General features: G+C 63.0%; 14 protein-coding genes. 11 read left to right on the forward strand and 3 right to left on the reverse strand.

All coding sequences use genetic code 11. The features are described 5' to 3' along the window. Window positions 1-93: 93 nt before the first annotated feature. Window positions 94-885: a class I SAM-dependent methyltransferase gene (locus B9A97_RS17165; protein ID WP_084366588.1), complete on the forward strand. Its 792-nt coding sequence runs from the start codon at window positions 94-96 to the stop codon at window positions 883-885. Between the two features lie 8 nt (window positions 886-893). Here B9A97_RS17165 and B9A97_RS17170 read toward each other — a convergent pair whose 3' ends face one another. Then, window positions 894-1352, reverse strand: a complete 459-nt coding sequence (locus tag B9A97_RS17170) for an HD domain-containing protein (RefSeq protein WP_084366589.1) — start codon at window positions 1350-1352, stop codon at window positions 894-896. Continuing rightward, complete coding sequence (locus B9A97_RS29805) at window positions 1339-1488, reverse strand: hypothetical protein (RefSeq protein WP_179145320.1); 150 nt, start codon at window positions 1486-1488, stop codon at window positions 1339-1341. The genes B9A97_RS17170 and B9A97_RS29805 overlap by 14 nt, the downstream gene beginning before the upstream one ends. A 142-nt stretch (window positions 1489-1630) precedes the next feature. On the opposite strand from B9A97_RS29805, the gene B9A97_RS17175 reads away from it, so the two are divergent. The 8 genes from B9A97_RS17175 (at window position 1631) to B9A97_RS17210 (ending at window position 10292) form a co-directional block, all read left to right on the forward strand. Further along, the gene (locus tag B9A97_RS17175; protein ID WP_244564268.1) at window positions 1631-3514 is read left to right on the forward strand and encodes an adenine deaminase; all 1884 of its coding nucleotides are present in this window, start codon (window positions 1631-1633) and stop codon (window positions 3512-3514) included. 227 nt (window positions 3515-3741) lie between these two features. Further along, a complete protein-coding gene (locus B9A97_RS17180) occupies window positions 3742-4782 on the forward strand; it encodes an ABC transporter substrate-binding protein (RefSeq protein ID WP_084366591.1) in 1041 nt (346 codons plus the stop codon). Window positions 4783-5260: 478 nt separating this feature from the next. Beyond that, a complete protein-coding gene (locus B9A97_RS17185; protein ID WP_084366592.1) occupies window positions 5261-6085 on the forward strand; it encodes an ABC transporter permease in 825 nt (274 codons plus the stop codon). A 2-nt stretch (window positions 6086-6087) separates the two neighbouring features. Further along, on the forward strand, window positions 6088-6876 hold the full coding sequence (locus B9A97_RS17190; RefSeq protein WP_084366593.1) for an ABC transporter permease: 789 nt from the start codon (window positions 6088-6090) through the stop codon (window positions 6874-6876). Window positions 6877-6883: 7 nt separating this feature from the next. After that, window positions 6884-7942, forward strand: coding sequence for an ABC transporter ATP-binding protein (locus B9A97_RS17195; RefSeq protein ID WP_084366594.1), 1059 nt, complete (start codon window positions 6884-6886; stop codon window positions 7940-7942). A 19-nt stretch (window positions 7943-7961) separates the two neighbouring features. Then, window positions 7962-9362, forward strand: coding sequence for a dipeptidase (locus B9A97_RS17200; RefSeq protein WP_179145326.1), 1401 nt, complete (start codon window positions 7962-7964; stop codon window positions 9360-9362). A 147-nt stretch (window positions 9363-9509) separates the two neighbouring features. Beyond that, the gene (locus tag B9A97_RS17205; RefSeq protein WP_084366595.1) at window positions 9510-10052 is read left to right on the forward strand and encodes an invasion associated locus B family protein; all 543 of its coding nucleotides are present in this window, start codon (window positions 9510-9512) and stop codon (window positions 10050-10052) included. 33 nt (window positions 10053-10085) lie between these two features. Then, window positions 10086-10292 carry a hypothetical protein gene (locus B9A97_RS17210; RefSeq protein ID WP_084366596.1) on the forward strand — a complete coding sequence of 69 codons (207 nt, stop codon included), beginning with the start codon at window positions 10086-10088 and terminating at the stop codon, window positions 10290-10292. Window positions 10293-10302: 10 nt separating this feature from the next. On the opposite strand, the gene B9A97_RS17215 is transcribed toward B9A97_RS17210, so the two are convergent. Continuing rightward, on the reverse strand, window positions 10303-10905 hold the full coding sequence (locus tag B9A97_RS17215; RefSeq protein ID WP_084366597.1) for a DUF922 domain-containing Zn-dependent protease: 603 nt from the start codon (window positions 10903-10905) through the stop codon (window positions 10303-10305). 144 nt (window positions 10906-11049) lie between these two features. Here B9A97_RS17215 and B9A97_RS17220 point away from each other — a divergent pair, with 144 nt between their 5' ends. Together B9A97_RS17220 and B9A97_RS17225 are read left to right on the forward strand one after the other, a co-directional pair. Continuing rightward, window positions 11050-11289 carry a hypothetical protein gene (locus B9A97_RS17220; RefSeq protein WP_084366598.1) on the forward strand — a complete coding sequence of 80 codons (240 nt, stop codon included), beginning with the start codon at window positions 11050-11052 and terminating at the stop codon, window positions 11287-11289. 11 nt (window positions 11290-11300) lie between these two features. Next, the gene (locus tag B9A97_RS17225; RefSeq protein WP_084366599.1) at window positions 11301-11999 is read left to right on the forward strand and encodes a DUF2161 domain-containing phosphodiesterase; all 699 of its coding nucleotides are present in this window, start codon (window positions 11301-11303) and stop codon (window positions 11997-11999) included. Window positions 12000-12010: the final 11 nt, after the last annotated feature.

A 12010-nucleotide genomic window follows, 5' to 3' on the forward strand; every position in this document is an offset into this window, starting at 1 on the left:
GCGTCAGGGGAATTATTATTTTATGACTTCACCAGTCAACAATTATCTTTTAGAAGAATTCGAAACGAACCTGCCTGCAAGGATGACATGCCCATGGACACGGCCGCTGCGCTCTCCAACCATGACCTGCGAGACGAGATAAAGGCCTATTGGTCTCAGCGCGCCGCCACCTTCGATACCCAGCCCGGCCATGAGATATTTTCCGAGGAAGAGCGCGCGGCATGGCACCAGCTGTTTCGCAAGCACCTGGGCGAAGGCGCGGGACGTCCGGCACTCGATCTGGCCTGTGGAACGGCCGTCGTGTCCCATCTGCTCGATGATCTCGGCTTCAAGGTGACGGGCATGGACTGGGCCGAGCCGATGCTGGAACGGGCGCGCGCCAAGGCGAAGCAGCGTAACCGGTCGATCCGGTTTCTGATGGGCGACGCGGAAAACACCATGGAGGGCGACAACGCCTATGACGTCATCACCAACCGGCATCTGGTGTGGACTCTGGTCGATCCGCTGAGCTGTTTCAGGGAATGGCACCGGGTGCTGAAGCCCGGCGGCAAGCTGTTGATTGTCGACGGAGATTTCGTCAACAAGACGCTCGTGTCGCGCATTGCCGGCCAACTGAACCGCCTGCTGGCGAAGGTGGGTCTGGCGGCGGAACACCGCCCGCCTGCGCTCGGCGAAACCCATCAAAGCATTCTGTCCAGGGTGTATTTTTCGAGCGGCGCCCGGGCCGATACGGTCGCGGACCTGCTGCGGCAGGCCGGCTTCTCAAAGGTGACGGTCGATTACGACATGCGCGCGATTCACCGCACCCAGCGGCGGAATTTCAGCTTCCTGAAAGGCCTGGAGCGCGCCACCCAGCATCGCTATGCGGTCTGCGCGGAAAAGTAGGGGCACGTTTATTCGAAGCCCGCCTCGAAGGCGAACCATTCCTCGGCCAGGTCAAGTCCCCGACGATACTTGGCCGGGTTGCGCCCGGTTTCCAGCGCCTGGCGCAGATTGTCCCGGAGGTCCGCGAGCTTGACGTCGCGCGCCAGGGGATTTTGAAGCGCGCGCAATACGAACTCGTCTTCCGACTCGTTTTCCCGCCGCGTCATGGCGTTGACGGCGCCCAGGATCTCCTTGTCGAAACCGAAGCGCCGGAGGCGGGAGAGGCTCCAGCCCGGTCCTTTCTCGGGGACATCATGCAGCAGGGCGACGATCTTCTGGCGCTTGTCGTGAAAATGCTCCGCCATGCGCAGGCAATGGGCGACATAGGGAAAACCGTGCTGATCGCTCTGCCCGTCATGCGCCTTCTGGGCGATCGCCACGGCCTCCAGCAGGCCCGGACCATCGTCTCGCGCCTTACTTTCGCTCATGATAGAGTTCCGCGACGGCACGCATATTCTGTTCGCGCGAGCTGATCTGCCAGTGTCGCAGCAGCGCATAGGAAATGCCGGCGCCCAGCAGGGCGGCCATCAACATCACGGCGATAATCCACAAGTCCGACGCCATCAGAGCGCCTCCTTCTCGTCGAAGTTCTTGAACATGCAGGGACAACGGCAGCAAACCGCGAATGTTCCGAGTTGCTCACATCCCTTTGAACGATTGACTTTGCAGCGCAACAAGCCGATTTCCTCCCCTCACGATCCCTGCCTTGACGAAAGCCTGCACCGTGACCCAGCTTCCCGACGACACCAGCCTTGACGCCGCCACCGAAACACAGATCCGCCAGGACCTGACGCTGGTCGCGCTGGGCAAACGGCCGGCGGATACGGCGCTCCGGGTCGGGCGCCTGCTTGATGTCGCCACCCGCACCTGGACGGAAGATCAGGAAATCGTGATGAAGGGCCGGCGCATCGCCTATGTCGGACCGGCCGGCAGCTATCCGGGCGAAGTGGGGCACCGCGTGCACGAGCCCGACCTGATGGCGGTTCCCGGGCTCGGCGAAGTCCACAAGCATATCGAAAGCTCGCATCTGACGCCGGAATACGAGGCGGCGCTGGTGCTGCCGCGCGGCAATACCTGGACCTGCGAGGCGAGCCACGAGTTTTCCAACGTCAATGGCGGCCGCACGCTCGATTTCTGGCTGAAGGCGCGGGCCGCCGGCTCGCCGCTCAAGATCTTCCCCCTGCCCGGCTCCGCCGTGCCGCCAACAGGCTACGAGCATGGCGGCGGTTATCTCGGCTATGACGAGCAGCGCGCTTTCCTGAAGGAGAGCCTGATGGTCGCGGGCCTGGACGAGGTGATGGACTGGCCGGCGGTGTGGAACCCGGAAAATCCATCATATCAGCGGCTCTGGGGCATGATCCGCGCCACCTTTGAGCAGCGCGGCGTGGTGGAAGGTCATGCCGCCGGCATCCGCGACATGGCGACGATCAATGCTTTTGCTGCCGCCGGGCTTGCGTCTGACCACGAAGCCTGGACGGTGCAGGAATTTTGGGACAAGCTGAGCCACGGCCTGTTCATGGAACTGCGGCCGCACAGCATGCCCGAAGTGCTTGCCGGATTGCTGGAGCGGGGACTTCAGGACTGGTCGCAGATCGCCTTTACAACCGACGACCGCAGCGCGTCCGACACGCTGAAGCTCGGCGCCACGGATCACAATGTGCGGCTGGCGATCGAAAACGGCCTGGCGCCGGAAATCGCCATCCAGTGCGTGACGATCAATCCGGCGCGCCATATGCGCCTGACCCCCTGGGTCGGCGCCATCGCCCCGGGCCGCTATGCCGACATCGTTCTGCTTTCGGATCTGCAACGCTTCGAGATCGCCAAGGTCTGGGCGGATGGAAAACAGGTCTCCGAGGGCAAGACCTACCTGCCTGAAATTCCGCAGATCGACTGGCCGGAATGGGCGACGAAGACCATCAATATCGGCCGGGCGCTGACGGCGGCCGATTTCGAGATCAAGGCTGCTCCCGGCCGCCAGACGATGCAGGCCGCGGTGCTGCGGCCCTTCCACTGGGCCGACGATTTCCTGACCTTCGAACTGCCTGTGGATAACGGGCTGGTGCAGCGGGACGGGAGCCGCAACATCACCAAGTTTTCCATCATCGACCGCTTTTCCGGCAAGGCTGCGGTCTCCAGGATGTTCTGGCTCGGCACGGGGCCGCGCACGCCAAAGACGGCGGTTGCCTGCTCCATGGCCCATGACAAGCACAATATCTGGTGCGTCGGCTCCTGCGACGAGGCCATGGCGACGGCGGTGAATGCCGTGGCCGACAATGACGGCGGCTGGGCGCTGGTGCGTGACGGCGCGGTCGTTGCCCGCGTGCGCTATGAGATTGCCGGGCTGATGAGCCGCCGCCCGGCCGAGGCGCTGCATGAGGAGATGCAGGCGCTCTATGCCGAGGCAGACAAGATCGAATGGATGTATGAGCCGACCTTCAGCCCGCGCTGGTTCCCGGGCTTTCCCGAGCGGCTGGCCTTCGCCACGCTGACCTGCGCCCCCTGGCGCTGGGTGCTGGTGGCGCCGAGCGAGCACGCGCCTGAAGGCTTCGTCAACGTGCAGACAGGTGAGACCCATCCCGTGGTGTGGTGATCGTCAGCCCTGACAAGCGTCAATATTTTAAGCTTCAAGTTGCGCCGCACACGCTTCAATTGTCGCCGGGGCAAAACATTGGTTTTTCAGGTGTGGACGACCGTTAAACACGATCTTTTGCCTAGTTATTCGGCTTGAGTTTTTATTAGGCAGGAATAGACTTCCCGCCCGTGAGCATCGGCCGGTGGCTTGGGCTCGACCCGTTTCGGAAAGAAGGATTTTCCACGATGAAGATGATTTTCAACCTGCCGCTCGTCGGCCTTGCCCTGGTTGCCGGACTTGCCGCCCACTCGACGGCGCAGGCGCAGTCCAAGACGCTGACCATCTCCTGGTGGGGCTATAACGGCGAGAAGCTGAACGCCAACATCATCGAGCCCTTCAAGAAGATCTGCGGCTGCGAGATCGTGTTCGAGACCGGCAACAATGCCGACCGCCTGAACAAGCTCAAGCTGCGCGATGGCAAGGGCGTCGACGTCATCTACCTGACCGACAGCTTCTCGCAGCTCGGCATCGAGGAAGGCCTGTTCCAGGAAGTCGACCGCGCCAAGATCCCGAATGTTTCGGAACTCTACGATCTCGCCCAGGCGCCGCAGGGCAATTACGGCCCGGCCTACACCATCGGCCGCGTCGGCATCGTTTACGACTCCGCCAAGGTCAACCCGCCCATCACCTCCTGGGCCGACCTGTGGCGCGAAGACCTGAAGGCTTCCATCTCGCTGCCGGGCATCACGACGACAGCCGGCCCGATGGTCGTTCTGCAGGCTGCCGCCCATGCCGGCGTCGACGCCTATGCCGACAGCGAAAAGGCATTCGAAGCCGTCGCCAAGCTCAAGGACAACGTCGTCAAGAACTACAATACCGGCTCGGAACTGGTGAACCTGATTTCAACAGGCGAAGCCAAGGTCTCGATCGCGCAGGACTTCACGCTGGCTTCCATGCAGAAGGCCGTGCCGACCATGACCTGGGCCGCCCTGAAGGACGGCGACATTGCCACGCTCAACACGGTGAACATCCCCAAGGGCTCCGAAAATGTCGAGCTCGCCCACCAGTTCATCAATTTCGTCCTGTCCAAGGACATCCAGCAGATCCAGGCCGAACAGGGCGTCGACGCGCCTGTTTCCACCAAGGTCGAGCTGAATGCCGACCAGGCGAAGCTCTGGACCTATGGCGCCGACATGATCGCCTCGCTGAAGCGCCTCGATTACGTCAAGCTCAACGCCGCCAAGGCCGACTGGGTCGACAGCTGGAACGAAATCTTCGGCATGTGATGTGTTGGGGTGGGGCGTGAGGGGAAACGGCAGCGCAAGCGGCCCCCTCATCGCCTCGCAAGCTCGGCACTTCTCCCCGCTGGGGTGACACGGAGATCTGGTCTTGCGACGTACACGTCAAATGGCCTGGTGTTGAAGATGATCGGATACATTACTGTCGCGTAGTGGCATGCGACGCCGGCGGTCCCTCTTCTCCCCAGCGGGGAGAAGGTGGCGCGTAGCGTCGGATGAGGGGGCGGCGAAGCCCCCGTTGACATATGCAAGTTCAGCCTGCGAGACCCCCTCATCGCCTCGCATTGGCTCGGCACTTCTCCCCGCTGGGGAGAAGAGGGAGAGCGTAGCCGGCTTGTTGATGGATAGACAACTCTGCGTTCGTGATGATCCGGACCCGGTTGTTAAACAATTTAAAAAGGCCAGCGATATCTAGCCGGCCTTGCCTAATGAAAGGGCCGGCCATGGCGTGCCGGTTCGGTGAACGATGAAAAACCTGCGTCTGTGGACGCTGCCGGCGCCTGGGCTTGCGCTGGTGCTGCTGTTCCTGCTCCTGCCCGTCGGCGCCACGCTGCTGGCCACGTTCGGCGATCCGAAGGGGCTGTTTGCGCCCTATATCGCCTTCTTCAACAGTGCCTTCCGCCGTGCGGTGCTGTTTCGCACCATCGAGATCGCGCTCGTCACCACGGTGCTGTCGGTGCTGATCGGCTTTGCCGCGGCCTATGTGATCGCGCAGATGCCGGGTCGCGCCAAGAGCATCCTGATCATCGCCGCCGTCTTCCCGCTGCTGACCGGCGTCGTCGTGCGCTCCTTCGCCTGGCTGATCATCCTCGGCAAGAACGGCATTCTCAATTCGACGCTGATCGGGCTTGGCCTGATCGCCGAGCCCTTCGCCATGCTCTACACCAAGGGCGCGGTCATCGCCGCCATGGTCTATCTCTTCGTGCCGCTGATGATCCTGACCCTGGTTGGCGTGCTGGAAGGCATTCCGAAGGACCTGATCGAGGCCTCGACTTCGCTGGGCGCCAAGCCGCTGGCGACATTCCGCCAGGTGATCCTGCCGCTCGCCACACCAGGCCTGATCGTCGGCGCCGTGCTGGTCTTTACCGGCAGCTTCACCTCCTATGCCACGCCGCAACTTCTGGGTGGCGAGAAACAGATGATGATGGGCACCTTCCTCTACCAGCGCGCCATGGTCACCTTCGACTGGACGGGCGCCTCCACGGTCGCCACCATCATGGTGGTCGTGACCATCGCCGTGGTGCTTGTGATGACGCGCCTGGCCAAGCGCCTGAACCCGATGGCGGTGTGACGATGACGACACGCATCCACCCCGCCCTCATGGCCTTCACCGTCCTGGTCTTCATCATCCTGATCGCGCCGCTGATCATCATCGTCGGCGCCTCGCTCAGCGACACCACCTATCTGACATTTCCGCCGCAGGGGCTGACCCTGCAGTGGTTTGCCAATATCTTCGAGATCGACGCGTTCCGGAACACCGCCATCACCAGCTTCCAACTGGCGCTGTCGGGAACGTTGCTTTCGCTGCTGATCGGCGTGCCCGCGGCCTATGCGCTGAACCGCTACCGCATCCAGCTGCCGTCCTGGCTGTCCACGCTATTCGTGCTGCCGATCCTGGTGCCGGAAATCGTCATCGGCTTTTCGCTGATGAAGTCGATCACCGTCGGCATGGACGTGCCCGTCTATGCCACGCTGCTGCTGGGCCATGCCCTGTTGGTGCTGCCCTATTCGGTGCGGGTGGTGGGCGCGAGCCTCGCGGCCTTCGACTTTTCCATCGAGGAAGCGGCCATCAGCCTGGGCTGCCCGCCGTGGAAGACCTTCTTCACGGTGGTGCTGCCCAATATCCGCGCCGGCGTCATCGCCGCCTTCATCCTCGCCTTCATCACCTCGATTAACGACGTCTCCATATCGGTCTTCCTGACGGGTCCTGGCATTTCCACCCTGCCGATCCAGATCCTCGCCCATATGGAACAGTTCTTCGACCCGACCATCGCCTCCGTCTCCGTGCTCCTGATGTTCGTCACCGTCGTGGTGATGGCCATCGTGGAAAAGACGCTCGGCCTGACATTCCTGACAAAGTAGAGACACCGTGACCGTATCGCTGACCATCGAAAATGTGACCGCCCATTACGGCCAGACCGAGGTGCTGAAAAACCTGTCGCTGGACATCAAGGCCGGCGAACTGGTGTCGCTGCTCGGCGCCAGCGGTTGCGGCAAGACCACGACGCTGCGCCTTGTCGCCGGCTTCCTGGAGCCCACCTCCGGCCAGATCCGGCTGGGGACCAAGGACCTGACGCGGCTGCCGGCCTATGCCCGCAATATCGGCCTGGTGTTCCAGAACTATGCGCTCTTCCCGCATCTTTCCGTGCGCGACAACGTCGCCTTCGGCCTGAAGCAGCGCGGCATGGGAACCGAGGAGCGGGCGAAGAAGGCAGAAAGCATGCTGGAACGCGTCGGGTTGGCCAAGTTTTCCGATCGCCTGCCGGCCGCATTGTCGGGCGGCCAGAAGCAGCGCGTGGCACTGGCGCGTGCGCTCGTCATCGAGCCGCCGCTCCTGATGTTCGACGAGCCGCTGTCGAACCTCGACGCCAAGCTGCGTGTGGATATGCGCGTCGAGATCCGCCAGTTGCAGCGCGCCAATGGCACCACGTCGCTTTATGTAACCCATGACCAGGAAGAAGCGTTTTCGATCTCCGACCGCGTGGCGATCATGCATGCCGGCCGCATCATGCAGCTCGACCGGCCCGAAGTGCTGTACCAGCGCCCGGCCAATGCCTTCGTCGCCCGCTTCGTCGGCTTCGAAAACCTCATCCCGATGTCGGTTACCGCTCGTGACGGTGCCAGCGTGACCGCCCGCACGGCGGAAGGCGCCGAGGTGTTGCTGTCGCAGGACGAGCTTGGCGCCATCCCGGATCGCTTCGTGCTGGCGGCCCGACCCGATGGCCTGCAGGTGCGCCGCGAGGGCCAGGGCATGCCGGTGACGCTCGGCATCCACACCTATCTCGGCCGCGCCTATCAGTATCGCGCCAAGGCGGGGGCCGCCGAGTACCTGGCCAACGGCCCGCTGGGAGAACCGCTTGAGGCGGGATCGGCCGCCGTGCTGGTGCCGGTTGCCGAACAATGCTGCATATTGCCTGCTGAAGATTGAAAGCCATTTCCAGGACCCGATTTCCATGACCATTGATCAATCCCGCATCGATGCGGTTCTCGCCCATGTCGATGCCACGCTGCCTGAAAGCCTCGACCGGCTCTACGACCTGATCCGCATCAAGAGCATTTCCACCGATCCGGCCTACAAGGCGGATTGCCGGGCCTGCGCCGAATGGCTGGCGAATGACCTGGGCACCATCGGTTTCGATGCCTCGGTGCGCGACACGACAGGCCACCCCATGGTCGTTGGCCATCAGCGCCGCGAGGCCGGCGCCAATATTCTGTTCTACGGCCATTACGACGTTCAGCCTGTCGATCCGCTGGCGCTGTGGGAAAGCCCGCCGTTCGAGCCGACCCTGAAAAAGCTGCCTGATGGAGATACCGCCATCGTTGCCCGCGGGGCCTCCGACGACAAGGGCCAGATGATGACCTTCGTCGAGGCCTGCCGCGCCTGGAAGGCCGTCACCGGCTCGCTGCCGGTGGGCGTCAGCATCCTGTTCGAGGGCGAGGAAGAGGCGGGCTCACCCAGCCTGGCGCCCTTCCTCGACCAGTCCGCCGCCGAGCTGAAAAGCGATGTCGTCTATGTCTGCGACACCGATATGTGGGACCGCGAGACGCCGGCGATCACGACCATGCTGCGCGGTCTCTGCAGCCAGGAAATCGAGGTGACCTGCGCGGACCGCGACCTGCATTCCGGCATGTTCGGCAATGCCGCCCGCAATGCGTTGCAGGTGATCTCCGAGATAATCGCCAGCCTTCGGCGGCCGGATGGCAGCGTCGCGGTCGAGGGTTTCTACGACGGCGTGACGGAACTGTCGGAGGATGTAAGGGCGCAATGGGCGCGCCTGCCCTTCGATGAGAAAGGTTTCCTCGCCGATGTCGGCCTGTCGATCCCCGCAGGCGAGATGGGCCGCTCGATCCTGGAGCAGGTCTGGGCGCGGCCAAGCTGCGAGATCAACGGCGTTATCGGCGGCTATACCGGCGAGGGCTTCAAGACGGTGATCCCGGCCAAGGCGACGGCCAAGATTTCCTTCCGCCTGGTGGCGGGCCAGGATCCGGAAAAGATCCGCGATGCCTTCCAGGCTCATGTTCGCGCCCGCATCCCGGCGGATTGCTCCGTCACCTTCAAGACCTATGGCCTGGCGCCGGCCATATCAATGCCGCTGGAAAGCGACTTCCTGAAGAAGACGCTGGGCGCACTGACGACGGAATGGGAGAAGGAAGCAGCACTGGCCGGCACCGGCGGCTCGATCCCGATCATCGGCGAATTCAAGCAACGGCTCGGCGCCGACGCGCTGCTGGTCGGCTTTGCCCGGTTCGATAACCGCGTGCATAGCCCCAACGAGAAATACGACCTGTCGAGCTTCCACAAGGGCATCCGCTCCTGGGTGCGGATTCTCGCGGCGATTGCGGGCTGACGACTAGGCTTCGATCTCAGGATCGCCAGCAGGTGCGCGCAAGGCTCTAGTTGACCTTCCAGGGCTTTCCGGCAAATGTGCAGCCAATTGCACAGAATCAGTCAGTTACATCAAGCGTCTGCTATTTTTACCAGGATAAGAAAGGTCATGCGGTTGAAAGCCTCCATTTTTGCTGCGGCGTTCATTGCCCTCTCTGCCGGTGCCGCCTCACCCGTTCTGGCGCAGGCTGCGCCTGCGACGCTGCCCGGCGGCGCGACATCGCTGAAGGAGACCTTTGACGACTGGATGGTGAACTGCGTCGTGACCGAGGGGCAGAAGCGCTGTGCGCTTTCCCAGCAGCAGGCGAACCAGCAGACGCGGCAATTGGTGCTGGCGGTCGAGCTGACGCCCGCCGACGGCAATACGGTGATCGGTACCCTGGTAATGCCCTTTGGTCTGTCGATCGACAGTGGCGTGACCCTGCAGGTGGATGACCTGCCGAGCGGCGCTGCTTTGCGCTTCCGGACCTGCCTGCCCGTCGGCTGCTTGGTCAACCTCTCCTTCGATGCCAACAGCCTGAAATCGCTGCGCGGCGGCACGGCCCTGAAGGTTTCGGCCACGCCCGATGGCGCCAAGGAACCGGCCGCCTTCAGCATCCCGCTTCGCGGCTTTTCGCCGGCCCTGGATCGTGTCCAGGCCCTGCTGAAGTAACGACGCCCCACGTCTGCGGCTATAAGGACCATCATGGATACCGTCGAAATCGAAACCCGCGCGGATTTCGCGCTGTGGGCCATCCAGCGCGCGCAGGAGATCGTGACGGCGGAAGGTGCTGCCTTTGCGCTCGCGGCGCGCGACATGGACGAGGAAGCGCTGGCGAAATCCGCCGCGGCGCTGGGCCAGGCCATCAGCGAGGCCATGCTGGAGGTGTTCGACGGGCTTGTGGCGGAGTAACGACAGGCCCTCAGCGCGTGTTGACGAGCTGCAAGACGAGCTGGTGGACATTGCCGCCCTCGCTCTGTTCCACACGGTCGAACTCCCGGCTCTTGGCCTGCCGGGCCATGGAGAGCTCTCCCAGCCGCTGCGTCAGATCCTTGCGGATCTGGCTGCATTTCGGATCATTGGGCGCCGAAAAGCCGATGCTGAGCGCCTCGATCTGCTTGACCATGTCGATTATCATCTGCGCATGCACCTTTTCATGCGCCACGACACCATCAATGAAAGTCTGCCAGGCCGAGGCCAGCCCGCCGGGAAGGCGTCCAGCGGGTTTCGGCAGGGTTGTCGTGATAATGAGCTTGGGCTTGGCGACCGTCAGCACGCACCGGCCATCCGGCTGGGGCTCGTATTTACGGGTCCAGGTCAGTTTAAAGTTGGTGACGGCGATGGCGCGCGTCATCCCGATCTGCGGGCCGTGGTCGCCGATGGAGCGAAAGAGATCCAGCCCCGTCTCGCCTTGGACGGAATAGGTCTCGATCTTCTCGACCGGCTGCCACGCCTGCGCGCCGGTTGTGCCGGCCCAAAGACATGCGCATAGCAGCGATACGCCCCAAGCAACGAACTTGTTCAAACGACCTCCCCACTGGGTAATCCACGACCTCAACCCTATTGCCCCGATCCGCGCGCGCAATCAATCGCATTCGCAGGAGGCATGGATTGACTTATCGGTCCAAATCAGAACATTTCACGAACAAGAATATCGGGAAATGCTGTCATGTCCAATGCCGAAAAGTTCATCGTCCTGCCGTATCGGCTGAACCGCGGCAAGCTGGTGCCGGGAGAAATGCGCCAGGCCTCCAATGCCATCAGTGCCGAGAAGATCGCCCGCTCGATGTCCGAGCGCTTCGCCGGTGTGGCCGCCTATGCCGTGATGGTGGACGAGGAAACCGGCGACATGACCGCGCCGCGGCTCTTGGCGCGCCACGGAGAGATCGCCGATCTCAATGCGGCCTGACCCTTCTGCCGATGGAAACCACGCTGTACCTGCCCGTCAAAGCCTTCCTGGAGGCCGCGGGCTATGACGTCAAAGGCGAGGTCGGCGGCTGTGACATCGTCGGCGTCATCGAGGGTGAGCCGCCGGTCATTGTCGTCTGCGAGCTGAAGCTGACTTTCAATCTCGATCTCGTCCTGCAGGCCGTGGACCGGGCCGCTATCTGCGACGAGGTGTGGATCGCGGCGCGCATCTCCGCCAAGGGCAAGGGCCGTGAATCCGACAAGCGCTATCGCGACCTCTGCCGCCGGCTGGGCATCGGCATGCTCGGCATATCCGATACCGGCGATGTCAGTATCATTGTCAGTTCGGTTTCGCCGATGCCGCGCACGAACCCGAAGCGTCGCACGCGTCTGCTGAAGGAGCATCGCCGGCGCGCGGGTGACCCGACGCTGGGCGGCAGCACGCGCGCACCGATCATGACAGCCTATCGGCAGCAGGCGCTGATCTGCGCGGCGGCGCTGGCGCAAGGGGTGGTGCGGCCGAGGGATATCCGGCCTGTAGCGCCGGACGCCGCGAAGATCCTGCAAGGCAATGTCTATGGCTGGTTCCTGCGCCAGGACCGGGGCATCTATGGCCTGACGGCGGCCGGACACGCTGCGCTGGAGCGCTGGCCGCAGCCACCATTTTCGGATGCACAGCTGTGCGACGCAATGGCCACAGTCAATCCATGAGTTTGCATATA

Source organism: Rhizobium sp. RU36D (assembly GCF_900176345.1).
Taxonomy (GTDB): domain Bacteria; phylum Pseudomonadota; class Alphaproteobacteria; order Rhizobiales; family Rhizobiaceae; genus Allorhizobium.

Coding starts and splice junctions, on each gene's coding strand:
- B9A97_RS17225 (WP_084366599.1), top strand. CDS start 11,301: ATGGAAACCACGCTGTACCTGCCCGTCAAAGCCTTCCTGGAGGCCGCG.
- B9A97_RS17180 (WP_084366591.1), top strand. CDS start 3,742: ATGAAGATGATTTTCAACCTGCCGCTCGTCGGCCTTGCCCTGGTTGCC.
- B9A97_RS29805 (WP_179145320.1), bottom strand. CDS start 1,488: ATGGCGTCGGACTTGTGGATTATCGCCGTGATGTTGATGGCCGCCCTG.
- B9A97_RS17165 (WP_084366588.1), top strand. CDS start 94: ATGGACACGGCCGCTGCGCTCTCCAACCATGACCTGCGAGACGAGATA.
- B9A97_RS17210 (WP_084366596.1), top strand. CDS start 10,086: ATGGATACCGTCGAAATCGAAACCCGCGCGGATTTCGCGCTGTGGGCC.
- B9A97_RS17205 (WP_084366595.1), top strand. CDS start 9,510: ATGCGGTTGAAAGCCTCCATTTTTGCTGCGGCGTTCATTGCCCTCTCT.
- B9A97_RS17190 (WP_084366593.1), top strand. CDS start 6,088: ATGACGACACGCATCCACCCCGCCCTCATGGCCTTCACCGTCCTGGTC.
- B9A97_RS17185 (WP_084366592.1), top strand. CDS start 5,261: ATGAAAAACCTGCGTCTGTGGACGCTGCCGGCGCCTGGGCTTGCGCTG.
- B9A97_RS17220 (WP_084366598.1), top strand. CDS start 11,050: ATGTCCAATGCCGAAAAGTTCATCGTCCTGCCGTATCGGCTGAACCGC.
- B9A97_RS17170 (WP_084366589.1), bottom strand. CDS start 1,352: ATGAGCGAAAGTAAGGCGCGAGACGATGGTCCGGGCCTGCTGGAGGCC.